Annotated in this window: 21 protein-coding genes; 13 read left to right on the forward strand and 8 right to left on the reverse strand. The window is 44.2% G+C overall.

What is annotated here, in order from left to right:
• The first annotated feature begins 2 nt into the window (after positions 1-2).
• The 13 genes from VIS94_13560 (at position 3) to VIS94_13620 (ending at position 10,240) form a co-directional block, all read left to right on the forward strand.
• Positions 3-1,376, forward strand: a complete 1,374-nt coding sequence (locus tag VIS94_13560) for a permease (protein ID HEY9162098.1) — start codon at positions 3-5, stop codon at positions 1,374-1,376.
• Positions 1,377-1,398: 22 nt separating this feature from the next.
• Positions 1,399-1,632 (forward strand): thioredoxin family protein, encoded by a 234-nt coding sequence (locus tag VIS94_13565; GenBank protein ID HEY9162099.1) that lies wholly within the window; start codon positions 1,399-1,401, stop codon positions 1,630-1,632.
• Between the two features lie 48 nt (positions 1,633-1,680).
• Positions 1,681-2,100, forward strand: coding sequence for a nitrophenyl compound nitroreductase subunit ArsF family protein (locus tag VIS94_13570; GenBank protein HEY9162100.1), 420 nt, complete (start codon positions 1,681-1,683; stop codon positions 2,098-2,100).
• Positions 2,101-2,781 carry an aromatic aminobenezylarsenical efflux permease ArsG family transporter gene (locus VIS94_13575; GenBank protein HEY9162101.1) on the forward strand — a complete coding sequence of 227 codons (681 nt, stop codon included), beginning with the start codon at positions 2,101-2,103 and terminating at the stop codon, positions 2,779-2,781.
• A 16-nt stretch (positions 2,782-2,797) separates the two neighbouring features.
• Positions 2,798-3,031: a thioredoxin family protein gene (locus VIS94_13580; protein ID HEY9162102.1), complete on the forward strand. Its 234-nt coding sequence runs from the start codon at positions 2,798-2,800 to the stop codon at positions 3,029-3,031.
• 43 nt (positions 3,032-3,074) lie between these two features.
• Complete coding sequence (locus VIS94_13585; GenBank protein HEY9162103.1) at positions 3,075-3,533, forward strand: DNA-binding protein; 459 nt, start codon at positions 3,075-3,077, stop codon at positions 3,531-3,533.
• Between the two features lie 113 nt (positions 3,534-3,646).
• Entirely contained in the window at positions 3,647-3,988 is a 342-nt protein-coding gene (locus VIS94_13590) for a TSUP family transporter (GenBank protein ID HEY9162104.1), read from the forward strand.
• Positions 3,989-4,166: 178 nt separating this feature from the next.
• Positions 4,167-4,550: a PadR family transcriptional regulator gene (locus tag VIS94_13595; GenBank protein HEY9162105.1), complete on the forward strand. Its 384-nt coding sequence runs from the start codon at positions 4,167-4,169 to the stop codon at positions 4,548-4,550.
• Positions 4,551-4,583: 33 nt separating this feature from the next.
• Positions 4,584-5,690, forward strand: a complete 1,107-nt coding sequence (locus VIS94_13600) for a permease (protein HEY9162106.1) — start codon at positions 4,584-4,586, stop codon at positions 5,688-5,690.
• 66 nt (positions 5,691-5,756) lie between these two features.
• Positions 5,757-6,131, forward strand: a complete 375-nt coding sequence (locus VIS94_13605; GenBank protein HEY9162107.1) for a metalloregulator ArsR/SmtB family transcription factor — start codon at positions 5,757-5,759, stop codon at positions 6,129-6,131.
• The gene (gene arsB / locus VIS94_13610; GenBank protein HEY9162108.1) at positions 6,124-7,191 is read left to right on the forward strand and encodes an ACR3 family arsenite efflux transporter; all 1,068 of its coding nucleotides are present in this window, start codon (positions 6,124-6,126) and stop codon (positions 7,189-7,191) included. The genes VIS94_13605 and arsB overlap by 8 nt, the downstream gene beginning before the upstream one ends.
• 323 nt (positions 7,192-7,514) lie before the next feature.
• Positions 7,515-8,435, forward strand: a complete 921-nt coding sequence (locus VIS94_13615) for a magnesium transporter CorA family protein (protein HEY9162109.1) — start codon at positions 7,515-7,517, stop codon at positions 8,433-8,435.
• Positions 8,436-8,614: 179 nt separating this feature from the next.
• Positions 8,615-10,240, forward strand: coding sequence for a Ca2+-dependent phosphoinositide-specific phospholipase C (locus VIS94_13620; protein HEY9162110.1), 1,626 nt, complete (start codon positions 8,615-8,617; stop codon positions 10,238-10,240).
• 9 nt (positions 10,241-10,249) lie between these two features.
• Here VIS94_13620 and VIS94_13625 read toward each other — a convergent pair whose 3' ends face one another.
• From VIS94_13625 to VIS94_13660, 8 genes are all read right to left on the reverse strand, one after another.
• Complete coding sequence (locus VIS94_13625; GenBank protein HEY9162111.1) at positions 10,250-13,084, reverse strand: PAS domain S-box protein; 2,835 nt, start codon at positions 13,082-13,084, stop codon at positions 10,250-10,252.
• A 161-nt stretch (positions 13,085-13,245) separates the two neighbouring features.
• Positions 13,246-14,154, reverse strand: a complete 909-nt coding sequence (locus VIS94_13630) for a glycyl-radical enzyme activating protein (protein ID HEY9162112.1) — start codon at positions 14,152-14,154, stop codon at positions 13,246-13,248.
• The gene (locus tag VIS94_13635; protein ID HEY9162113.1) at positions 14,151-17,114 is read right to left on the reverse strand and encodes a pyruvate formate lyase family protein; all 2,964 of its coding nucleotides are present in this window, start codon (positions 17,112-17,114) and stop codon (positions 14,151-14,153) included. Before VIS94_13635 ends, VIS94_13630 begins: the two co-directional genes overlap by 4 nt.
• 94 nt (positions 17,115-17,208) lie before the next feature.
• Positions 17,209-17,832: a TetR/AcrR family transcriptional regulator gene (locus tag VIS94_13640; protein HEY9162114.1), complete on the reverse strand. Its 624-nt coding sequence runs from the start codon at positions 17,830-17,832 to the stop codon at positions 17,209-17,211.
• A gap of 21 nt (positions 17,833-17,853) precedes the next feature.
• Positions 17,854-19,848, reverse strand: coding sequence for a hypothetical protein (locus VIS94_13645; protein ID HEY9162115.1), 1,995 nt, complete (start codon positions 19,846-19,848; stop codon positions 17,854-17,856).
• A 33-nt stretch (positions 19,849-19,881) separates the two neighbouring features.
• Positions 19,882-21,252: an outer membrane protein transport protein gene (locus VIS94_13650; GenBank protein HEY9162116.1), complete on the reverse strand. Its 1,371-nt coding sequence runs from the start codon at positions 21,250-21,252 to the stop codon at positions 19,882-19,884.
• Positions 21,253-21,254: 2 nt separating this feature from the next.
• The gene (locus VIS94_13655) at positions 21,255-22,622 is read right to left on the reverse strand and encodes an outer membrane protein transport protein (GenBank protein ID HEY9162117.1); all 1,368 of its coding nucleotides are present in this window, start codon (positions 22,620-22,622) and stop codon (positions 21,255-21,257) included.
• Between the two features lie 328 nt (positions 22,623-22,950).
• The gene (locus tag VIS94_13660; protein HEY9162118.1) at positions 22,951-23,637 is read right to left on the reverse strand and encodes a hypothetical protein; all 687 of its coding nucleotides are present in this window, start codon (positions 23,635-23,637) and stop codon (positions 22,951-22,953) included.
• Positions 23,638-23,740 lie beyond the last annotated feature (103 nt).

Raw genomic sequence — 23,740 nt, forward strand, 5'->3', positions numbered from 1 at the left:
ATATGAATAAAGAACTTAAAATACTTTTGTACCTGATAGCGGCCTTTGCAATAATTTTCTTTCTGCCTGTAGATTCCCTGCGTTTTCAGGGCGCCGTAATCGAAGCTTTCAGACTTCTCAGATGGTATGCCAGGGAGCACGTACTTTTATGTCTGGTGCCAGCCTTTTTCATAGCAGGAGCAATCGGTGTGTTCATTTCGCAGGCGTCGGTCATGAAATACTTCGGGCCTACAGCCAAGAAATGGCTTTCATATTCTGTTGCTTCGGTATCCGGAACAGTGCTTGCGGTGTGCTCCTGCACGGTGCTTCCTCTTTTCGGCGGCATATACATGCGCGGCGCAGGCCTTGGTCCAGCCATAGCCTTTTTGTATTCCGGCCCTGCAATAAATGTTCTGGCAATCGTGCTTACCGCCAGAGTCATCGGCTGGGAAATGGGGCTGGCACGAGCAATAGGAGCTGTCTTGTTCAGTATTGTCATAGGGCTTTTGATGCACTTTATTTTTATCAAGGAAGAGCGCGCCAAGGTTCAGGCGGCAGGTGAAGTCTATTACGGCGATGATATAGAAAACGAAAGACCGCTCTGGCAGACCGTGCTGTTCTTCTTTTCCATGATAGGGATACTGGTCTTTGCCAACTGGGGCAGACCGGTTGAGACAACTGGAATATGGCACGCAATCTTCTCGGCAAAATGGGTTGTTACAGCATTATTCGGCATCATGTTCGCAGCCGTGTTGTGGCGTTTTTTCAAGGTTAAATTTCTCTATCTGTTAATCGGCGCAGTTGCAACCGCCGCCATGACATTCGTCATGCCCGGCATGCCTTCTATGGCCGTCACGGCAGGAGTCATTGCACTTTCAATAATTACTTTTTATTCCGGTTCGGAAATGACCGACTGGAGAGAACAGACATGGGGGTTTGCAAAACAGATAACGCCTCTGCTTTTCGGGGGCGTTCTTGTAGCAGGATTTCTTCTTGGAAGTCCTGAATCCAAGGATGCAGGAATAATCCCAAGCATCTGGATTCAGGCCTTTGTCGGTAATACGCCCGAGGCTTTCATGTCACTTACGGGTATGATTGGTGAAGCTCCTGCCTGGCTTAATCTGATATGGCCGGTGTGGACTAACTTTTTCGCTTCACTTTCAGGTGCATTGATGTATTTTGCAACGCTTACCGAAGTGCCGATAGTAAGAGGGCTTATCGACAGCGGCATGGGACAGGGCCCTGCACTCGCGCTGCTGCTTGCCGGACCGGCGCTGTCTCTTCCCAGCATGCTGGTTATAAACAGTGTGATCGGCCCCAGGAAGACACTTGTTTATATAATTCTGGTTGTAATTATGGCGACAATATCAGGGATGGTCTACGGAGCAATCGTTTAAAAAACTATTCGGAGGAATTTTTATGAAAAAGATACAGATACTCGGAACAGGGTGCCCGAAATGCAACATGCTCAAGGCAAATGCCGAAACAGCAATCAAGGAGCTTGGAATTGATGCAGAGATCGAAAAGATTTCAGATATTAAAGAAATCATGAATTTCGGTGTAATGAGCACGCCCGCCATAGCAATAGACGGTAAGGTCATCAGCGCGGGCAAGGTTTTAAAGCCGGAAGATATAAAAAAACATCTAAGCTGAATGTCTTAAATTTATTCATCTTACATGCTTTTCATAAAGGAGAAAATTATGAGAAAATATTTATTGCTGCTGGTTGCTTTTGCATTTGTCTTTTGTCCTGTCCTTGCTGATGCAGCCGCTAAGGCAGATACAAAATACATCGTGTATTATTTCCGCACTACAGGCCGCTGCCATTCATGCATCCAGATGGAGAAGATGACAAAAGAGACCATTGAGAAGGATTTTGCAAAAGAGGTTAAAAGCGGCCTTGTTGAATTCCGCTCGGTCGATGTTGAGACTCCTCAAAATAAGCATTACATAAAAGATTACGGGCTTTACACAAAATCAGTCATTATTTCCGAAGTAAAAAACGGCAAGGAAACCCGCTGGAAGAACCTGGATCAGATATGGAAAAAATTAAGGAATGAATATGAATTCAGGCTCTATATCTCTGATGAATTAAGACAGTTTATGAAAGGCGCTAAATAGATGACGTTGCTGGATATCTGGGCAGCCATGTGGCTGGGGATACTCACTTCCATCAGCCCCTGCCCTCTTGCAACCAACATTGCGGCCATTTCCTACATAGGCAAGGACATGACATCTCACATGAAGGTGTTCGTCTCCGGCATCGCCTATACAACAGGAAGGGTCTTTGCCTATGCGGCTGTGGGCGTTATGTTGAGCGCCGGGCTTTCATCCGTGCCGGATGTCGCCAACTTCCTTCAAAGATATATGAACGCCATTTTAGGCCCCATGCTTTTCATAACAGGCATATTCCTGTTCGGTTTTATCAATATCAGCCTGCCGGGAATAAACGCCGACAGGTTTAAAAAACTTGCAGGAAAAGGCATGGTTACAGGGCCGTTCCTTCTTGGGATAATTTTTTCACTTGCATTCTGCCCGGTTTCAGCGGCTCTGTTTTTCGGCAGCCTCATACCGCTTGCGCTTTCAGTGAAATCGCCGGTCATGTTTCCGTCATTATATGGTTTCGGAACCGGTCTGCCTGTCATCCTTTTTGCCTTCCTCATCGCTTTCGGTATGCATTCGCTTGGCAGTTTCTTCAAAGGAATCACCCGTTTTGAAAAATGGGCGAGATACGCAACCGGAATAATTTTTGTGCTGGTCGGCGGATACTATGCCCTCATCTACACATTTAAAATAATCTAGAAAGAGAAGTATGAAGATGAAAAAGATTGAGATTATCGGTCCGGGGTGCCCCTTCTGCAAAACTCTGTATAAAAGGGTTGAAGAAGTCGTAATGGAAAACGGAATCGAGGCTCAGGTCGAGCATATTAAGGATTTCAGCGCATTTATCAAATATTTTCCCAGAACCCCGGTTTTAAAGATGGACGGCCAGGTTCTGCATAATGGCAAAATCCTTCCGGACAAGGCGAAGATAAAAAACATGCTGGTCTGATGATGAATCAAACGGCATGAATAAAAAGATAAGGAGAGCTATTATGAAAAAGACAGTTATCGCATTAACGGTTGTTTCATTGCTGGTTCTCGGAATTTCCGCCGAAGCGTCGGCAAAAACGGGCTATAACTGGAGAGGCAGCGGCGGATGGGGAACAGGCACGCCTTATCAGAGCCTTTTTGATCCTTCAAAACTCGAAACAGTAAAGGGCGTAATCGAATCTGTCGAAATGATAAATCCCATGAAAGGCGTACATAATGCGGTTGCTCTGATTCTAAAAACAGACAAGGAAAGTCTAACCGTTCACCTTGGACCTGACTGGTATATTTCAAGACTGGATACAAAACTGAATAAGGGAGATACCATCGAAGTTAAAGGCGCAAAGGCCATTTATTCAGGGAAAACTTTTATAATCGCCTCCGAGATTAAAAAGGGAGATGCCACTCTTGTCCTGAGAAATGATAATGGCATACCTGTCTGGGCAGGGTGGCGCAAGCAGTAGGTTAACCAATTCTTAAGCCGGATTCAACATTTGGATCCGGCTTAAAAATCATTTGAATTGAATACATTATAGATAACCAATTCTTAAGTTATATTAAAAATTTCGGCAACGTCATACATCTGATTATCGGTATGACATTTATTATCGTTTCTCTGCGCATGCTCTATGAAGGGGTTCTTGGAAAGACTCCCCCTCCCCCATCAGGAACTGATATGCCAGGCACCGTCGTAACCAAATCGGTTCTTGGTTCAAGTATTGGTTTTCTTGCTGGAATAATCGGTTTGGGCGGCGGCTACGCTCTTGTCCCGTCATTCCTGTATTTTTTCAGGGCACCGATGAAGCTTGCCATTGGAACATCCATGGCAGCATTTGTCTGGATGGCGCTGGTTGGGGCTATCTTCAAGATTTATCAGGGAGTCGTCAATATTCCGGTTGCCGCTAAATACGGAATTTAGTGTAATCTTGAAGCATCCGAGGACAACTGTAAAAACCATTGCTGTTGAAATTATCCACGCTGCTATTTAAATAAGCAGGAATAGTATTTCAGATAAGTTGTTCAGATTATATATATTGACTACCAATATAATGACTCCTATATGTAACATATAAAATAAATCAAAAGGATGCAGTCCAATGGACCTTAATAACGTAAACTATTGGAAATCATTGATAAACAACGGACTTTCCAGGATGCTGATCTTGAAGGTGTTATCAAAGGGACCTAACCATGGCTATGGGATATTGAAGGAACTTGAATCCCTTACCTGCGGCTGCTGTATCCCCACGTATGGGACTATATATCCAATCCTCAAGGAATTAAATCAGCATGGATACACGGAAGTCAGGGAAGACAAACAGCTCAAGGGTGCCCAGAAAAGACGGGTCTATACTCTGACTTCTCAAGGCTTTGAGGCTTACAAGGTGGCTGTTGAGGCCTGGAAAACCACGATTCCCTATATTTACAAGGCAATTGAATACCAAGAGACTGTTTGTATCAAAGAACAAAAGCAAGCCTGATACAAGGTCCTGACAAATGCACAGGAGGTATGGATGTTCGGATTGAATAATTTCATCACAGCAGGAAAATTCTTTCTCATCATAACAGGTGAGCTGATACTCATCTTTATAGCTGTATCATTTATCATTGGCGTGCTTATGGAATATTTGCCTCCTTCCCGAATAAGGGATTATCTGTCAAACAAGTTTACATGGGTGCAGTATATTATCGGCGCCGGCATGGGTGCTGTCACCCCTTTTTGTTCCTGCTCAACCGTTCCAATCACAGCCGGGTTGCTTAAGGGAGGTGTTCCTTTCGGGCCGGTTATGGCGTTTCTGTTTTCTTCGCCTGTACTAAACCCGATAATCATTGCACTTATACTTTCACTTCTTGGAATCAAAGTAACCGCTGTTTATGTAATTGTTACTTTTTTGGGTTCCATCATTGCGGCAGCCATGTTGTCAAGGTTTGGCATGGAGAACCAGGTGAAACCTCTTCTGAAAATCCAGGAAGATTGCTGCGCAGGAGCGTCAAATCAAGACTATGACCCTTTGATGTACAAGAATGATTCAACTGAATGTTGTTGTTCTTCCGGGAAAGCCCAACCTTCTCCGATTATCAGCATTAAAAACAATCAGAATTCTTGCTGCTGTGCACCAGAGTCTGCACAAACTGAATCAAACCCAGACGAATCATCATGCTGTTCTGTCAGTTTTGAAAATGAAACACCAGCGGAAGATTCATTTAAGGAAAAGATGAAACGGGCTTCTTTGTCGGCTTTTGATACTTTTAAGGAAGTCTTCTGGTATCTGCTCCTTGGGGCTGGCATTGGAGCATTTATTTATGGCTTCTTTCCACAGGCCCTTGTTGTTAGACTGGCAGGTCCGGGTAATCCGTTTTCTATTCCTGTTGCTGTATTCATTGGCATTCCCATGTACATCAGGGCCGAAACCGTTATTCCTATAGGAGCGGCTCTTGTTGGAAAAGGCATGGGTGTCGGCACTGTATTGGCTCTTATAATCGGCGGTGCTGGGGCCAGCATACCTGAAATGATAATTCTCAGCTCCATGTTCAGGAAAAAGCTGATTTTCGCCTTTGTATTGAATGTTTTTATAGTTGCTATTGCAGCTGGGTACCTTGTCGATCTTCTGGTTTATTGAAAACAAAGAATAATAATTCTGTTTGATTATTGTTAGCCTATTGGCTAAATATAAATCTTAATGCAGATGAAAAAAACTTTAGAAATCACCAAGGCACTCGCTGACAGAAACCGGCTCAGAATCATTTTAATGCTTTCATGTAATGAGGAGCTCTGCGTATGCCAGATAGCGGACGTCCTGAATATTACCATGCCGTCTGTTTCGAGACATATGTCAAAACTTTCTGTGGCACGGCTTATTGAAAGTCGAAAAGAAGGCAGGTGGATTTATTACAGGCTTTCTGAAGAATTTCCTTATGACCTTCTGGACTGGCTTGAGGAAAACCTTTCTGACTCAAATGAGATACAAAACGACCGTCGTGTTCTTGAAAAGGTCCTTTCTAAAAAGTCCATGGATTTCTGCAAAAACAATTCAAATATCAGGAGAAAATGTAATGAGTGAACATATTTCAAAGCGGCTTTCGTTTCTGGACCGATACCTGACAGTCTGGATATTTGCCGCAATGGCGCTTGGTGTTGGTATTGGTTATGTCAATCCGGGAGTTTCCGATTTCTGGAACAGGTTCAATATGGGAACAACCAATCTGCCGCTTGCCGCTGGGCTTATCCTGATGATGTATCCGCCTCTTGCAAAGGTGCGATATGAGGAGATGGGGCCTGTATTCAAAAACTTCAAGGTGCTGGGACTGTCGCTTATTCAGAACTGGATAGTAGGGCCTGTATTGATGTTTGCCCTTGCAGTTATATTCCTTCATGACAAACCTGAGTACATGGTGGGTCTTATAATGATTGGCCTTGCGCGCTGCATTGCCATGGTCATAGTCTGGAACGACCTTGCCAAAGGAGACTGCGAATATTGCGCAGGACTTGTGGCATTCAATTCAATCTTTCAAGTGCTGTTCTTCTCGGTCTATGCATATGTCTTCATTACTGTGCTGCCGACATGGTTCGGGCTTAAAGGCATTACTGTAAGCATTACGATTGCCCAGATAGCCAAAAGCGTTTTCATTTACTTGGGCATACCCTTTATAGCCGGAGTCATTACGAGATTCATGTTGATAAATATAAAAGATAAAAAATGGTACCATGAAAAATTCATCTCGAAGATCAGTCCGATAACGTTGATTGCACTGCTGTTTACAATAGTCGTGATGTTTTCATACAAAGGCCAGTACATAATCAGCCTTCCGCTTGACGTCGTGCGCATTGCCATTCCGCTGCTGATATATTTCATTTTGATGTTCTTCATCTCATTTTTCATGAGCAAGAAAGTTCATGCAACCTATGGACAGGCGACAACGCTCAGCTTCACGGCAGCATCGAACAATTTCGAACTGGCGATCGCGGTAGCAATAGCCACATTCGGTATCAGCCACGGTGCCGCTTTTGCCGCTGTTATAGGGCCGCTTGTAGAGGTGCCTGTCATGATAAGCCTTGTGGTTGTGGCATTGAGGCTTGGCAAAAAATATTTTCCAGGGGCAACAGACAGCTGTTCAGGCTGAGTCCCGGAAGCCCGTGCTTATCGCTGTTTCCAAAGGGTAGTTTCCTCAGGGTTTTTCACTGCGGGTTTTATTCCCAACATGATTTTCTCAATAATATATTATTTTATTAGTATGCCATCTTTTCTTTGACTTCTGCCGCTGAATTATGCTAGCCAACCCGCATTATGGATAACGACGACAGTAACGGCGATAGATGCATGTGAACCATACCCCAGGCGTGGAAAATCCTTGACCCGGGGTGGAAGAGGATGACCGTGCCGGCCTGAAAGAAAGCCTGGTAAAGAGTCAATCCCAAAAAATTTAAAACGCACGGGTGACTTGCCATGATGAAAGGATACCAGCTCTGCGAATGTAAAATTACGAACGGTGAAACATCAAGAGACTGCCAGATTCAGGTATTTATCAATCCGGATCCCGAAGAAAAACGTTATCTTATTGAAGATCTCAAGGTTGACGAGCATACGCTGAATTCTGCACTTGACCCTGACGAGATCTCCCGTCTCGAGTTCGAGCCGAACCACCTGGCGGTCATTTTCAAAATGCCAAAGAGCTATTCCGGAAATGACCAGCTCCTTTTCAGGGTTGCCTCGACCGGTGCATTCCTGTTCGAAGACAGGCTCGTAATAGTAATTTCTGAAGACGTGCCTCTTTTTGAAGGCAAGCAGTTCATGAGGGTCACATCACTGAGAAGCCTTTTTTTAAGAATTCTGAACAGAAGCGCCTATCACTTCATGGAACACCTCAAAATCATCAATATGCTTACAGACGAGATAGAAGACAAAATTAACGAATCGATGGAGAATAAGTATCTCATCAATCTGTTCACTCTTGAAAAGAGCCTTGTATACTATCTTAACGCCATACACTCAAACACCGTTGTTATTGAAAAAATCAAGAACGCCTCTGCAAAGATCGGTTTCTTGACAGAAGAAGCGGAATTTCTGGACGACATCCTGGTTGAAAACAACCAGTGTTTCAGACAGGCGGAGATATACTCGAACATTCTCGCAGGCCTCATGGATGCAAGGGTTTCAATAGTCAGCAATAATCTCAATATCCTTATGAAAACACTAACCCTTATTACTATCGCTATAATGATTCCAACACTTGTTGTAAGTATATTCTCAATGAATGTTACAATGCCTATTCCGCATGACCATCCTTTGGCCTTCTGGTTTATCATGGCAACGGCGCTTGTCTCTGTTGCTGCAGTGATATCATTCTTCAAATTCAAAAGGCTGTGATAAATCAATTTTCTGGAATTTTCATGCTTTTTATTGGGAAATAGTTTTTCCTATCAGGGGCAACAGGTACGCCCCTTAAAGATAATTATTATAATATATCAATATGTTATCTAATAGACTTTACTGGCATATGTATTGCTTCAATATCTATTAAAATCCCATCCGTAACGGAGAACGATATGAAAAGGTTTTCAATACTATTTTTCCTGGCCGTCTTTTCAATATTTACAGGATGCAGTTCAACGGAAACCAGCACTGTCGTTAATGACCCGATAATCTATGCGGAAGGCTCAGCGGCTGCTGATGCTTCAACCCAGAAGGTTTATGATGGAGAATCTGTTGTTTTACCTGACGAAGATGGAATCGACGTTAGATATAATGAAGTAAGGCAGAAGGCGTCCCATAACGCATACCAGCGGGATGAAAGCATAATCGATCAGCTCATTTATCACAGGGTTCGCGCCATTGAATACGATCTTCACACAAATTACGGAGAGCCCGTATTGAAACTTCAGGCAGCCCCGGACGGCGACTGGCTCGTTTATCATCATATTGCCGATATGGAAACCAATTTCAAACTCTTTTCCCAGGCTCTTTCTCAGCTTAAAGGCTTTCACGAGATAATGCCAGAGCATGAGGTCATAACCGTTTTCTTTGATATCGGCTTTGACGCAAAGCATACGCCTCAGGATTTTGACGACCTCATCAGTTCTTATATATCGAGGGAGTGGATATTTACGCCTGCCGACCTCTTGAACAGGTGTACCGGGGCATCAACCTTGAAAGGTTCAGTCAATGCATGCGGATGGCCATACCTCGACGAACTTCGCGGCAAATTCATTTTCGTTCCAACATCAGGTTCATATGCAGGCGAAAACAGGAAAGATGCTCTCGAAAGGCTGTGTTTCGTAACCGGCGGGTTCGGTGATGTGAATTCAGTTTTTTTCAACATGGAGTATGAGGAGAATGATACCGATCCCGCAGAGGTTTACAATGCCGGTTATGTAAGCCGCGTGTATTATGCCGACAGCGCAGAAAAGTTCGCAGATGCAAAAGACCAGAAGGCTAATCTCATCGCCATCAACGAAATAAACAGCATAGAGTATCCATGGAGCAATACATTCAATTCATCCGGTTATCCGTTTGAGTGTATTGACGACCCTGACAGAATACCCGGGGATTATAAAGAAAAGGCTGACATTATCGGCATCGTATCTGATTCCGGGGGCCTGGGAATCGCTTTTAAGGACTCTTTCACATTCTTGTATGAAAATGCCGCAAACGAGGATTCAACATGGTCGGGGATCATATCGGTTCCTGACAGCTTCTCGCATTCCGGCGCTAATGCCTTTATCATGGCAAGAGAAAGTCTATCACCGGGTTCCCCATACTTTGCAGTTGTCAGACCTTCATCTGTGCTCCCCCTGTCTGTCCTTATCCGTACCAGGGAAAACTGTTTGCCGAAACTTATTCCGGGATTGAAAGTGACTCCATCAGGCATTCCCTGGCATGATGCCCCGTTTGTACGCCTCAATATATCAAACGGATGCAAAACCATTTCCGCATCAGGTTCTTTTGACGGCAGGACATGGGTTGAGATCGCATCATATACATTCAGCATGCCTTTAAACATGCACGGCATAGGCACATCATCGGATTTGCCGGGCGGGTTCAAGTCGCTTTTTGCCGGTATTACAAAGGCCACATCATCGGATGTTAAAAAATACACCTCATCGGATCTCATTACTGGTGAAATCGGAAAAGTGAATAATTCGGCAGTATTTGATGGCGTTTTCCCTGAATAGTTTAAGGTTTCAAAGCGAGTTTACCTTATGGTCCTCGCCCAGTGCTTCAATTATTTTTTTACATAAATGACCCATCTCAAAGGGTTTCATAACAACCTGCTGGATATCCTTGAACTCGATCTTTTTCTTGATAATGTCTTCTGGATAGCCGCTGATGACAACTACCGGAATATCAGGATCAATCTGCCTGAATTTTACAAGAGCCTCTTCACCATTCATAACAGGCATTACAAGATCAAGTACTATACAGGTTATCCGCTCCGGAAGTTTATTTGACTGCTCCCTGTTTTTCCTGAATATTTCAACAGCATCCGCACCGTTAACGGCTGTAATGACATTAAAACCGAGAACTTCAAGCATCTTCTTTCCTACATTAAGGACGATCTGCTCGTCATCAACAAGGAGTATTGTCTTTTTCTGACGATTGCCGGTTTCAGCCTGTGACGCCAGAGAGATTTCAGCCGGTTGCGATTGAGCAGGCAGCAGTACGCAAAAAGACGAGCCTTTTCCAGGCTCGCTTTCAATCCGGATAGTACCTCTCATTTTTTTTACAATACCCTGAACGGCTGCCATTCCAAGTCCGCGGCCAAAGAATTTAGTTGTAAAGAAGGGGTCGAAAATCCTCTGTTTTGTATGTCTGTCCATACCGCATCCGGTATCAGACACCTTGAGAAATACATACCTCCCTTCAGCCAGGGCATCATCAGGCCATGGTGTTTCAAGGTCCTTTTTTTTGCAGCTGACCGTTCCGGTTGAAATGGTTATCACTCCGGGGTTGTCCCCTATCGCTTCGGATGCATTTATTACAAGGTTGATTATAATCAGTCTCATCTGGTCAACATCAACAGATATCATCGGCAATGCCGGATCGAGATCGCTTACAATTGTAATCCTGTTGGACACATTTTGATCAAATACCGGCATGACATTTTTAATGATTCTGTTTAGGCATGTATCCTCAATTATGTTTCTTCCCTTCCCCGCATATGCAAGCATGTGAGATGTAAGTTCGGAAGCCTTGTGTACTGCCTTAGCGGCTGAATTGAGATATTTTCTGGATACATCTGAAGTGTTCTCGTCAAAGAGAGCCAGTTCGATATTGCCAAGTATCGCCATCAGGAGATTGTTGAAATCATGTGCAATGCCGCCCGCAAGCATCTCAATGCTGTCTATCCTTTGAGCCTGCTGGTGTTGCTGAACGATTGCTATCCTGTCGGCTTCAGCTTTCTTTCTGTCTGTAATATCGCTGATGATATGAACGGCGCTTGTTATATTGTTGTTTCTGTCAAGAACAGGATCTACGGTTATCAGCTTCCACCTGCCGTTCAACTCAAGCTCGACCGATTCCCTCTTCTTTGATTTCTTCATTTTTAAAACAGGGCATTCAGGCAACGGCTCTTCTGTCCCGTGTACGACTTCACAGCAGTGTTTGCCTTCAATATCGCTGCCATATCTTTCCCTGCTTGCCTGATTGAATCTTAGAATCCTCATATCATCATTGATCAGCCATATCATATCCTGAACGGAATCGAATGTTTTCTGCCACTCGTCAGATGCCTTATTGATGCTCAGGCTGGTTTTCTTCAATTGCCTGGCATGTCCTGTGACCTTTTTCTCAGGGTTGTCTCTGCATATCTGCTGTTCAAAAAATTTCTTTTCCGTTATGTCGTGGACAACAGAAAAAAGAAAAGATTTATGCCCTATCATTACGGGATTTGTAAAAACCTCAACCTTTCTGACTTCTCCGTCGGCAAGCCTGTGCGGGACAATAATTGTATTCGTCTTGCCGTTGACTGAATTTATTGCATTAACAGCGAAGATTTCAGGAGAGGTTTGATTGATGTCGGTAATTTTAAGCGAAGTGATTTCTTCGTGCGAATATCCATAGAACTTTACGGCCGCTCTGTTAGCATCAACGATATTCATGGTCAACGGATCAATAAGCAGCATAACAGTATGTGAATTATCGAAAAGACTGCGGTACCGCTCTTCGCTTTGTACAAACTTTTCCATAACTGTTATTTTATCTGTTATGTCGGCGGCAATGACCGAAATCTGAGCCAGGGAGCCGGATACGTCTAAAATTGGATCCACATGTATATCATACCACCTGCCTTCATGTTTACATCTGCCATGATATGGTTCAGGATTCTCGGTAAATTTATGATATTCCTTTTTCTTGGAATCTCTTATTTGTTCGGGAAAAAAATCAAATATTTCACGTCCAGGTATTTCTTCTATGCCAAGGCCCAGCTTCCGGGCCCCTTCTTCATTGGACTTGATGATTCTTCCATTTATATCGAGAATGAGCCTTATTCCGGGAGTGCTTTCAAATAGCACGTTTAGAAGCATGTCCTGGTAGTTCAGCCTTGCTTCCTTTTCTTTTTTCTCGGTTATGTCCCTTAATATGGCAACAGTTCCAATAGGATTTCCATCTTTATCGTTCAGTCTTGCGTTATGAACTTCAATTGGGAAAGTGCTGCCGTCTTTTCTGATCGCCGTGTATATCGAATTCTTTGGGGATACCCCATTTATGATTTCACGCCTGCTTTTAGAGAGCCTCTCGTGTTCATCGGGTGAAATCCAATCAAAGACAGATGTTCCAATCGCCTCTTCAATGTTTTTGATACCGAACATACTGATCGCTACATCCGATGCATATATCAAGTTCCCCTCAATATCGGACATGATAATCAGGTCAGGCAATGCCCTTATTATTCCATGATATAAAATGCCGGATTTGCCGCGCATCAACTTAAAGGATTTTTTTGGATGTGCTGATCTGTGATAGACATCCTTTTGAGGATTAAACTTCAAACTTTCAGTTTTTTCCCTGGAGATCATTGATTCCTCCTTTTTCCTTATCCCCAGTCGAACCTAATACATAAAAGGCAAATAAATAATGGTAAAATAATAACCCTTACGTATTATAAAGCAAGCATATTTAAATTATTTTATGAGAAATATTTTACAGTGCCGAAGGTTATGAAGATCAAGCCATCTGACTATATTGTTTCAATTCCGAGGCTGGTAAATATTTCATGGTATGATTGTATATTTTCGGGTTTAATGAATTTTTTCATTTCTTCCGGAACATGTCTGTTCTGTCCTGAAAACTTGGCAAGTTTTTCAGGCCATAACGGATTATATGCAAGCAGCCTTACTTTACGGACTTTGCATGAGACGAGGAATCTGGCAATTGCATTGAGGTTTGAATACGTATCTGTAATACCTGGGACCAGAGGCACCCTAGGAAGAATCTGTACCTGATTCATGAAACAAAGGGTTCTGAAGTTCTCGATTATTTTCTCATTTGCTGTGCCGCAGTATTTTCTGTGTTCGGTGCTATCGATTAGTTTTATATCAAAATATATCATATCCAGCCAGGGAATCATTTTTTCAAGAAACCGGTCAATTTCGAACAGACCGCAGGTTTCAAGCAATGTATCTATTCCAAGTCTTTTACATTCCTTGAGGAGCTCTGAACTGAAATCCATAAACATGGTCGGTTCGCCGCCAGATAAAGTCACGCCTCCGCCGGAGGTTTCAAAGAATGGCTTGTCCTTCATGACTTCGGATAAGACCCTCTCAATGCTCATCTCCCTGCCCACTATATCTAACGCCCCTGTCGGGCATACGCTGATGCATGTATGACATTCGGAACACCTGGACCGGTCAATTCTCAGATTGCCGCAATCTCCGTTTATTGCATGGTTGCTGCATGTGTTTACACATGTCAGGCAGCCTATGCATTCTTTTGAGTCATATGAATGTTCTGGTCCGGGTCTCATCCCCTCAGGGTTGTGGCACCATACGCATGACAGGGGACAGCCTTTCATGAAAATGACGGTCCTTATACCCGGACCGTCATCAAGGGAATTCCCCTTCATCTCGAATATAAGCGGTTTTTTCATATTCCGTATTCTGCCCTCTCGATGAGTTCGATTTGCATGTCGCGGTTTAGTGTCGTGAAATATGCATTGTATCCTGAAATCCTTACAAGCAGGTGCTGATAGTTTTCAGGATTGAGCATGGCGTCTCTCAATGTATCGGTTGAAACCACATTAAACTGCATCTGCATGCCACCGAGGTTGCTGTATGTTTTCACATAGGAATAGATGTGTTCGACCGAGTCTTCGTGAGAATCGGCTGCCGACGGTACGACTTTGACATTAAATGCGATATTGTTGTTCATATTAAGAGGATCGAGCCCGGATACATCGCGTATATTGTCAAGCAGATTCCTGGATGCGTGCGCTTCGGGTGTGAGACCGGGCGTGAAGGCTTTGCCGGCAAGCCTTCCCGAAGGGAGCGCTCCGGTAAGGCTTCCGAAGGCAACATGATTGGACATCGACCAGAACCCAGCCGTATACGGTCCGCCCCTGAAATTTCTGTATGCACCATAGCAGTCATGGGCGAATCTGGTTATCCTGTTTGCTATTTGAAGGGCCTCTTCCGAACCGGAACCAAAGAGCGGCACCTTTTTCCTGACCATTGCATGTAAAGCTGGATCTGCTTCAAAATTGGTCCTGATTGTATCCTTTATTTTTGCAAAGCTTACCTTCTTTTCGTCGAACACGAGCTTTTTTATGGCCATCATCGAGTCCGTAATATCAGCAAGGCCTATGCAAGCTGCACCTGAAGAGTTGTGCCTGGCTCCTCCCTTTGTGACATCAACCCCTGTCTTGATACCGTCACTGATAAGAGCTGATATGAATGGCGTGGGTCTTATTACGCTGTGAGCCTGTCCCAGCATGTTGTTATATTTAACTGAGTTGTCTATAAGGAATCTGAATTGTTCGGTGAAGGCATTGAAGAATGCCTCGAATGAATCGAAATCATCACCTGTCTTGGGCCCCACTGAAAGTTTCATGAGTGGATGCAGGCCGTTGTTCAGCGCCATTTCAAGGGCAGCGACCATATTCATCATCATGCAGTTTGTGTGTCCAATATGTTTTCCCGAAAGCGTAGGTTCAACACAGCCTGTTGCTGACCAGTCCCTCAGGTCTTCAATCGGATAGGAAAATTCCTCAAGCGATTTCATCACGGCGGTATCGTTATGAATTGAAGGAGTGGCTGTTGTTATAAGATTAACCTCGGATAAACGCTTCAGATATGTATCGCTGTTCTTATCCCTGTTATAGCGGGCATTGACGTTCGGGTCCCTTATGCCGAGGATTTCGGTAACTTTAAGGAATATATACGTCATGTCGTTAACGGCATCTTCGCCTTCAGGGGTTATACCGCCCAGGGTGATGGCCTGATCCGACGAACTTCCTCCGAAGAGGTAGTTTCCTATATCGGGAATGAGAGGCAGGTGATCGGTGCACCGCATATAAAAACAAGATACAAGCTCGATGGCCTTTTTTATGTATGCGTCTTTGTCGGCCCTGGTCTCAAGCTTGGTGATATCGGCGGCAAAGTAAGGTTGCAGCCACTGATCGAGTCTACCGAGCGAAAATCCTGCATTCGTGTTTTCCATATGGACGCCTATCCAACCGATCCACAGGCAGCTTATGGCCTCATAAAGAGTTTCACAGGGGTTTTCCGGCACTTTTGCGCAAATTTCGGATATCTTTAAGAGTTCTTTCTTTCTTTCAGGGTCTCCGGTTTTACCGGCCTCGATCATGGCCTGCCGCGACAGGTTCTTGGAATATGATGCAAGTCCTTCAAGACACAATATCATACCGTTCAATGTTGCAATCCTGCCCGTTTCAGACGGATCGACCTTCAATAGTTCTTCTTCAATCTCCTTGATGATCCCTTTGGTCCCCAGCCTGAAAAGCTTGGGAAAGTCGCATATCGTGTGTGAGAGCGCCACAGTCTTCCACAGGAAATAGACTGCGAAACGTTCATCCAGTTTCTGGCAAAGGGGATTATCGTATTTCATTCTAACCCATTCCCTGACGTTTCTCTTTGCCCAGTAGGGAAAAACCTCATGATGAAGCACACGTACGGTTTCTTCGCTTATGTCATACCTGTTCAGCGACCTGTAAGGAGTTGTCAAGAGTTCACCCCATATAAGGGTCCCGCTTGTGTCGGGATAAATAACCACTCCGATCGGTTTTGTCGTTGTGGTGCCGGCGATAAGGTCATCTTCCGCTATAATGGGAAGCTTTTTTTCCATAAGATATTTGAAGGCATACCCCTGTCTCAATTCAGGTTCCCATGCAGAACCGTCCTTTCTGAATTCAAAGCCGTTCTTTCTGAACCATTCGGTAAGAATAGCAGGCCTTTCCGCACATATTTCGGGCTTGATTGAAAAGTGGTTCCTGTGAAACTTTTTGATCCTGGGAAAGTCATCAAGCGAGTATTCCGGAAGGTACGGATCATCGAGAAACTTAACACCCGGATCAATAGACGGCGCTTTCATCCTCTGCACCTTAGCCTTTTGATCGGGAGCATTTTTGCAGGCTTTGACCTTGGTCGATTCATTCTTTGCCTTTTCCTCTTCCTGCTGTTTCAGCATTGTGCTTATCTGCTTGTCCTTTAAAAGCACTGATAAAAGGAAATTGAAAACCCCCAGGTAGCTCATGTTGCCTTCGGTAATGAGTCTGTTCTTTAAAAGAAGATTCATGACCTCGTTAGGCGGCAGGCTGATCATTTCCCTGAGTGTGGCTTCGTCGGTGAAAACAAGTCTGCAATCAGAATTCTGAGGTATGTGATCAAGTACTGTGGCCTTTCCGTTCTTGAAAGATATGGCCCTGTTGACCGAATTGTTTACCGTCTTTATTCCGAGAGTGAAGTCTATCCACCCGTCTGTTGAACGCAGGTATTTTTTTATGCCCGGCCTCAGATTGACACATGCAGCCATAAGTCTAAGAAGTATTCCTGCCAGCACGTTTGTCGGCGAATTTAAAATATCCTTGATCATCAGCACCTCCCGGGGTCCAAAGCGTATCATTCAAAATGACGACAAACTCGATTATCCATCAAGTTGCAAGGTCTGTCCAGAGGTTTGGGGGATGCTATCTGTAGGAGTTAATCAATTCTTCGGTAATTCTTTTTATTACAATATCAACCTTGCTGAATACCTGTCTTGATCCGATGCTGTTGTGCAGGGTCACGATACCGTTTATCATTATCCAGAGTTTTATCGTATGTTTCATTAGGTCGGTTTCATCATGGCACCTGACAGTGTCTTTAATCGTGGCCAGTGCAATTTCCATGGCCCTTAATGACGATTTTCTTTCTTCTGCCGCAACGTCCTCCATAGGCGTACCGATATAATCAAGATATTTGGGACTGTTGCCGTTGAACATGATCTTGTAATAATCAGGATTCCTGATCCCGAAATCTATATAAGATCTTATCATTCCTTCCAGTCTTGCATGAGGTTCCTTCTCTTTTTCATACACCTTGTCCATATCCTGCGACAGCATTTCGAAGCCCTTCGCCCTTACAAGTATGTATATCTCATCCTTGTTGTTGAAATAGTTGTATATATTGGCAGCGGTCATTCCAAGACGGGATGCGAGTTTTCTCATGCTGAGATTGATGAAGCCTTCGCTCACGATTATATCAAGAGCAGCTGTTAGTATCCTTGCCCTTATTTCTTTTATCTCTTCTGCTTTTCTCGGTGTCTTTGCCATCTTGATGCTCCGTTTTAGCCTTTACCTGATGTCTATTCCTATACCCATGTATCCGCCGGAAGGTTTGATTCCCATAAGGCTTATCTCAAAATCTGGCAGGTCATTGGATATTTTATCAATATCGAGGTCTCCTGTATCTAGTTCAGCCAGAAGTTCTCTGGCTTTTTTCTCGTTTATGACAAGGGGGGTCTTTTCAAGCCATGGATTCATGAGTTTGATTATCTGAGGCATGAGGTTCCTGACCGCCCTTTCGATATCAACGGCTTTTTCAAGGCCAAGCCTGTCTGCAAGATAGAAAATATTGAATTCGTTGAGCTTCAGGTTCAGCCTGAGATAAGGCTTGCCTCCCTGTACGATTATGTCTGTTTCCACTTCAGTAACAAGATCAATGGCAACCTCAAGCTGCCTGTTTGCATTCATGTAAAGGCCTGTTTTGAGGTTCGGGACATAAAGCTTTATTTTACCGTCATTGAAATCAATGAAAGGCGGTCCGCCGAATGTGACATTCGCCTTCATGTCAGCCGGAAGCCCGAGATCAGGCAGAAGCTTTCCGACATCGAGGCTCAGGCCGAAACCGGCCTCGTTCAGTGCAGCAAGCATACCGTTTATCGAATCGGCCGATACAGCCAATGCAAGGTCATCATCCTTGAACTTACCAAGTGAATCAGACAGTGTTATTGAAGGCGGCAGGCTTATAATACCGTTATTCTTAACCGGTTTTGATTTTCCCCCAAAGCCCGCCATGAAACCGATGCTGTCTGATGTGCCGGTGAATTTTTCCAGTTCCGCGTCTATTGACAAATTTCTGATGCCCAGAATCGAATCAATGAGCTCGTTTTCTCCTTTTGCAGGCAGTATGTCATCAAGATCGACTTTTACCGGAGCAATGTATACAATAAGGCCCAGACCTTTATTATTTACAATCGAATTTAATGCATTGCTGACAACACCGGCGAGCCAGCCTTTTATCGGGAGCTTCAAATAATATGTATCGTGGCTGATGCCAAGACCATCAAGGAACTTTGTCAGGATGACCATGCTGGGAATGTCAGCTTCAAGCTCCTTAAGCCTAAGATCAAGCGATGATATATTCACACCCAGTCCTGTGGCTTCCTTCACGCCCATCTTGAGTGACAGGTCGGCAGCAATACTGTTGAGTTCAAGAACAACCTTTGTATCGGCAAGACCATCAGGAAATTTCATATCGCCGATGCTGACGAATTTAATGTCAGCGGATATTTCAATGCCTTTGAGATTCATGCCGGCAAAGAGTCTGGCTGTATCAGTATTCCCGGGTTCTCTGGCACACAACCGGTTTATGGCTACATCATAACCGGTCTTTATATTAATGCCGGTAAGTTTCAATTTTACAACGGCCTTGAAAGGATCTGTAACTTCCACGGTTATATAATCATCCATATCAACATCTTTTTTGCCCACAGCTTCATTGAGCAGGTCGGATATGACAGCCGTAAACTCTGCCGGCAGTTCCAGCGTGGAATTATCTAATACAGCACCAACAGCATTACCTGATTTCGTACCTGATGGAACGCCTGCCCCCCTTAACAGTACAATCCTGTCCCGACCTGCATATCCGTTCGCATCTATGGCCGAAGCCTCGATTGCAATGAAAGGGCTCGAATCTTGTGGCAGAGGTAGCTCGACTGAAAAGCCGCCGCCGGAAGAGATATGGGTATCCGATCCGTTTACAAGGAGTGAAACAATCTTTTGATCGCCCTTGTTTACTGTCCCGGTGACAACGATGATTTGCTGATCGAAACCGATTACCTTACCGCTCGAAGGGGTCGCTATTTTTACAACAGGCGGAATGTATCCTTCGGGATAGTTGATGCTGCCGCCCGGTTCTTCTCCTGCCGGTCCGGTGGCATATTCGGTTTGTGGCCTGTAATCTTCGGTACCGATCCCACCTGAACCCGAACATCCCGAAATTATGCCTAGAAATATTATAAAAAGCCCTGTGAATATCTTTTTTAATGTCTTTTCATTATATTTCATTTCGAAATCTCCTCAGCCTTTCCTTCATGAATCCTAAAACTTGAACTCCGCAGAAATGCCTGCTGCAAACCCGTAGCCGGACAGCGTTATCTGTTCTCCTGTCTCCGCTTTCGTATATTCCTTCTCGATCAGGTAATGATACTGAATCATTGTCTGTACGCTTACGGGTTTGCTCCAGAATCTGCCCGGTTTGTCCCATCTGTTTTCAGTCCCGATGCTCAATATGTGCTTGTCGTTGTCGAGGAAATTCGTAGTCCCAGTCTGATCCGGTACGGGAGATTTCCAGAATGAATACCCGCCCCTCAGGGTCATATCCCCTAGCCATTTGTTTGAGTAAATGACACCCTTTTCTATTCCGGCCCTGACATTGAATACATCATTAAAGGAAGGGGTCGGCTCGCCGTGAAGAACGTCAATATATTTCGACCATTGCATCCATGTAAGGTCGGCGCTTAGTTTGAGGTCGTTATCGAACCTGTATGCCGCACCGAAGGCCCACTGTGAAGGCGAATAATAATGTGCAAAGTGGTGATTATAGTCAAAGGAAACTGTCAGAGGCTTGCCGTCGGGGTCTTGAGGGTTTTGTATCAAAACATCAACATGATTGGTGCCGTAATCATCCATATAGAGTTCATCCCGCCACGACAGGCCGAATGAAAGCTTTTCGTTGGGCTTGATCTGCAAACCCACAATGGGAGAAACGCATAATTTCGTTTTCTGGTCTTCGCCTATATCACCCGATACACTGGCATATTGAGAATTTCCGTTCGGCCCGAGAAAGGCCTTAACAATATCATTTATCGCCTGCTTGTCGACATATACTGGCCCTTTACTGTTTGTCTCAAGTTCAAGCAGTATGTTTGCGCTTACGCCGATTGAAAGCCATTTTACGGGTTCATATCCAATGCCTGCCACTGCGACAAGCCTGTGCAGATCGTCATAATAAAAAATATAACGCTCCTCTTCAGGAAGCTGGGTTCTCCACCAGTACAGGCTGTCGGTCGGTATCAGGAATGTCCCGCCAAGCACCAGCGGTGTATTCTTGAGATACTTTGAGATGCCTCTTATATCAGCGCTGAAATTAAATCCGATATTCGTAACCGAGTCCTGTCCTGAAGGCGTATGCTTCCCGTATATCGAACTGTCAACCGTGCCTTTTAAATCGAATGTTGAAATGCCGAATTCGCTTGTCAGGCCTACATCCTTAAAAAAATCGATACCGGTCAGGCCTGCAGGATTCAAGTATGCCTCGGATCCGTCTAGGGATAGCGCTACCCCCGTGCCTGCCATGGATTGAGACCTGATGCCAAGGCCGCAGATTTCTCCCATTGATGCAAAAAGAATTGCCGGGGAAAATATACCCGTGAGGATTAAAACAATGAATAAGGGGGTTCTTCCTTTCATATCTAGAACCTCACCTTCCATGTGATACCGGTATTCCAGAGAGTTCCCCCGTATTTCACTGAAATACCGCTTATATCCTTAGTTACTTCGGAATCAGGCATGTATTGATACTGTACATGCAAATCCAGATCCGAATCCCTGAAACTGTATCCTGCACCTGTGCAGATGATATGGGTGTTTCCATCGATATAATTGAACACCCCGGTCTGTTCAGGGGCAGGCGTAGGCCTGTACATGTAACCGGTCCGCAATTTGATTTTTTCGGTAACAGCATATTCAAGACCCAGTTTAGGGTTAAAGGTATCTTTAAACCCCGGGTCAGGTGTCTCTTGATGAGGCCCTTTATAGTCGGACCATTCTGAATATGTAAGATCGAAAGAAGCGGTTATTCTGGAACCCTTCAATCCTAATCCGAGTGTATATTCCCTGGGTGAAAAGAATGAATTGTGTTCAAGATCGACCTTGATAACAGGAATCCTGTCAGCCAGTGTTTTATTCACATTCCCGTTCTTATCGACCGGAAGTATGTATAGATATTGATAACCTGATGAATCGGCGCTTATCTTGTCCCTGAAGCTGAATCCCAGGCTGAGCCAGTCAACAGGTTTATAGGTCAGACCTGCATAGAATGCCGCATTCAGAATCAATTCCCTGTTTACGGCAGCCTTTACATTTGCACTGTCGCTTATGTCAATCTGGAGTTCATCAATAAGCTTTTCGATATCTGTTATGTTATCTATAATCTTATTTGAATCGACCTTAAGTGTTATGTGGGTGTCGGTATCGGCAAGCCTGAGCAGTATCTCTGAACCGATGCCGATTGATATCTTTTCACCGATATTTTTTGAAATGCCTGCATAGGCGCCAAGTCCCTTGGCGACATCGTTGTAAACGGGAAAGAAATAGTCTCTTGCTGTTTCGGGAATGTCAATGTCCAGTATTGCCTGAGTTGGAACAAAACAGGAAATGCCGAGGGTGAATCCTTTCATATGGCTTTCCAGTCTTCCGAGATCCATCACCAGACCAGCCGTGATGGCCTTTATATTCTCGTCGTCTTTTGCTGTTTTACCGGTACTGTCACTTATCTTGAAATCAGGCATCACGTACATCGCACCGATGCCGAGCTGAAGCCATTGGTCTTTTTTCAGTACGAAATTGAGTCCGGAAGGGTTGTAGTAAGCCGCTGTATAATCATCTGAAATAGCCGTCATGGCCCCGGCCATGGAAGACGCCCTTGATGAAAGTCCAAGAAATGATGCCGTATCAGCTACGGCATCAGTCTGGAAAAATAAAACAAGGAGAAGGGGCAATAATGCATTTCTTAAATAAACAATAAAATTCGGTGTCCTGTGGCACGTGATGTTATTCATGAGTGCGGCCACACACCCTACAAATACTTCCAGCCCCTGTCACCCATAAAAAAGCCAAATGGCAGCACAATTTCAAGATTCAATAACCTCCCCATCCTTAATATAACAACGTTAAGCTAATTAAATATAAGCAACCTGCGTGCCATACTCATCACTTTTCAAACATTTGGAAATGACCCTGCAAGTTACTGAAAATACGAGCATAAAAAGCTGCAGCTATATTATTCTCCGACAGTTGATAAAAGTTATATATTCCATTCATATTTCCTTATGAATATTTTTTCTCTTTTGACCGGCAAAGTATTTCATAACATCTGTATACCTGGTACTAAATCCAGCCCAGGAATCCCATGAAGATAATCAGGCACAGCAGGTCAAAACCAAGTATTGATCCTGTTGCAATGGCTTTCGCTTTAATAGTTTTCATATCATGGACCCAGTATGCAACCGCATAGAACGGAAAATATCCAATCAGCCATATTATGAACGGAAACTTGATTCTCCACCATGAATACTCCCAGGTAAGGGCATTAAGCGCATTGAGTATGATCTCTATTATCACGCTCAATGTCGTGAAGAAGACAATGAAGAACCACCTGTTAGGGATGCCCATAATCTTCATGTTCTTGTCTTCGGGAAGGATTATGGTTGAAGCTATTCCAAGTATCGAGAACATGAAGCAGATTTCAATATTCAGGCCGATGAGGATCAGGTATGCAGTGTCGCCGCCCGGAGCGCCCCATACAGGGGCATACTGCGTGAAATAGAATACAAGGCCGTTCCATATTTCATTGAACCAGTCCATTCCCCAGAGGGCGAGACCCGCGAAGACCACACTCCAGTTCTTCTTTGCCACCTGTGTGTGGTATATGTAAATGACTATTACGAGAATCGGTATCACATACCATTTGAACGTTGCCGGGTCTCTCAGAATGCCGAGCGCCTGAATCGAATACTCTGTCATGTTGTCCATGTTCTTTACAATTGATAGAGCCTGTTCTGAAAATCCGTTCATGATAACCTCCTTCACTTATTTAATTGAAATCAAATTAATCTTTTTTAAAAGAAATGAAAAATATAAAAATGACACACACTAAAGGCTGAAATTTCCGCTGCCC

Source organism: Desulfomonilia bacterium (genome assembly GCA_036567785.1).
Taxonomy (GTDB): domain Bacteria; phylum Desulfobacterota; class Desulfomonilia; order UBA1062; family UBA1062; genus DATCTV01.

What these genes read in the sequence shown, in the direction of transcription:
- VIS94_13560 (HEY9162098.1), top strand. Translation starts at nt 3, where the DNA reads ATGAATAAAGAACTTAAAATACTTTTGTACCTGATAGCGGCCTTTGCA.
- VIS94_13565 (HEY9162099.1), top strand. Translation starts at nt 1,399, where the DNA reads ATGAAAAAGATACAGATACTCGGAACAGGGTGCCCGAAATGCAACATG.
- VIS94_13570 (HEY9162100.1), top strand. Translation starts at nt 1,681, where the DNA reads ATGAGAAAATATTTATTGCTGCTGGTTGCTTTTGCATTTGTCTTTTGT.
- VIS94_13575 (HEY9162101.1), top strand. Translation starts at nt 2,101, where the DNA reads ATGACGTTGCTGGATATCTGGGCAGCCATGTGGCTGGGGATACTCACT.
- VIS94_13580 (HEY9162102.1), top strand. Translation starts at nt 2,798, where the DNA reads ATGAAAAAGATTGAGATTATCGGTCCGGGGTGCCCCTTCTGCAAAACT.
- VIS94_13585 (HEY9162103.1), top strand. Translation starts at nt 3,075, where the DNA reads ATGAAAAAGACAGTTATCGCATTAACGGTTGTTTCATTGCTGGTTCTC.
- VIS94_13595 (HEY9162105.1), top strand. Translation starts at nt 4,167, where the DNA reads ATGGACCTTAATAACGTAAACTATTGGAAATCATTGATAAACAACGGA.
- VIS94_13600 (HEY9162106.1), top strand. Translation starts at nt 4,584, where the DNA reads ATGTTCGGATTGAATAATTTCATCACAGCAGGAAAATTCTTTCTCATC.
- VIS94_13605 (HEY9162107.1), top strand. Translation starts at nt 5,757, where the DNA reads ATGAAAAAAACTTTAGAAATCACCAAGGCACTCGCTGACAGAAACCGG.
- arsB (HEY9162108.1), top strand. Translation starts at nt 6,124, where the DNA reads ATGAGTGAACATATTTCAAAGCGGCTTTCGTTTCTGGACCGATACCTG.
- VIS94_13615 (HEY9162109.1), top strand. Translation starts at nt 7,515, where the DNA reads ATGATGAAAGGATACCAGCTCTGCGAATGTAAAATTACGAACGGTGAA.
- VIS94_13620 (HEY9162110.1), top strand. Translation starts at nt 8,615, where the DNA reads ATGAAAAGGTTTTCAATACTATTTTTCCTGGCCGTCTTTTCAATATTT.
- VIS94_13625 (HEY9162111.1), bottom strand. Translation starts at nt 13,084, where the DNA reads ATGATCTCCAGGGAAAAAACTGAAAGTTTGAAGTTTAATCCTCAAAAG.
- VIS94_13630 (HEY9162112.1), bottom strand. Translation starts at nt 14,154, where the DNA reads ATGAAAAAACCGCTTATATTCGAGATGAAGGGGAATTCCCTTGATGAC.
- VIS94_13635 (HEY9162113.1), bottom strand. Translation starts at nt 17,114, where the DNA reads ATGATCAAGGATATTTTAAATTCGCCGACAAACGTGCTGGCAGGAATA.
- VIS94_13640 (HEY9162114.1), bottom strand. Translation starts at nt 17,832, where the DNA reads ATGGCAAAGACACCGAGAAAAGCAGAAGAGATAAAAGAAATAAGGGCA.
- VIS94_13645 (HEY9162115.1), bottom strand. Translation starts at nt 19,848, where the DNA reads ATGAAATATAATGAAAAGACATTAAAAAAGATATTCACAGGGCTTTTT.
- VIS94_13650 (HEY9162116.1), bottom strand. Translation starts at nt 21,252, where the DNA reads ATGAAAGGAAGAACCCCCTTATTCATTGTTTTAATCCTCACGGGTATA.
- VIS94_13655 (HEY9162117.1), bottom strand. Translation starts at nt 22,622, where the DNA reads ATGAATAACATCACGTGCCACAGGACACCGAATTTTATTGTTTATTTA.
- VIS94_13660 (HEY9162118.1), bottom strand. Translation starts at nt 23,637, where the DNA reads ATGAACGGATTTTCAGAACAGGCTCTATCAATTGTAAAGAACATGGAC.